Here is a 699-nt window from a genome sequence, read left to right as displayed (position 1 = left end):
AATGCTTCACGTACACCCGAATCGGTGGCTGAGCATTTGGTTGGTATGGGAATTGAAGCGGCCAGCCATGAAGTATATACTTCGGCGTTAGCAGCTGCACAATATGTTGCACAGCAAAGTCCTGGAGCTCGTGTCTATTGTATTGGTGAAACAGGATTACGCGATGCACTCACAGGAGCCGGTTTGCAGCTTGTTGAGAACCATCCTGATTATGTGGTGCAGGGGATAGATCGTCAATTTACATATGATGCGCTGGCCGCTGCCATGCGTTGGATTCGGGAAGGAGCAACTTTTATTTTGACAAACCCGGATCTCCAATTGCCTTCACATGATGGGCTAACGCCAGGTGCAGGTACGATTGGAGCTGCAATTGAAGCGGCTTCACAGGTAAAGCCTATTGTCATCGGCAAGCCTTCAAGCGTATTGATGAACTATGCGCTGAACCGCTTAAACATTAGGGCGGATGAAGCTCTGGTTGTGGGCGATAATATGCTTACAGATATTGCGGCAGGTGCAGCAGCAGGTTGTAAAACAGCTCTGATCCTGTCGGGCGTGACGACCCGCGCTAATATGGACGAACATGTGCGTACCGTTGGAGTGAAACCTGACCTGATGTTTGAAAATCTCGCTGAACTGCAGGACTGGATGAAAGAAGAGCTGAAATAATAGAAAGTATATGTCTTACAAAACTTGCGAGAA

The 699-nt window shown here is 48.2% G+C and carries 1 protein-coding gene; it reads left to right on the top strand.

The features are described 5' to 3' along the window. On the top strand, positions 1–666 hold a 666-nt coding region (locus tag GRP75_RS28675), incomplete at its 5' end, for an HAD-IIA family hydrolase (RefSeq protein ID WP_160791079.1). Between the last annotated feature and the right edge of the window lie 33 nt (positions 667–699).

This window comes from Paenibacillus sp. OT2-17 (assembly GCF_009827695.1).
GTDB classification, from domain to species: domain Bacteria; phylum Bacillota; class Bacilli; order Paenibacillales; family Paenibacillaceae; genus Paenibacillus; species Paenibacillus polymyxa_B.
This window is presented reverse-complemented; position numbering and strand designations above follow the sequence as displayed.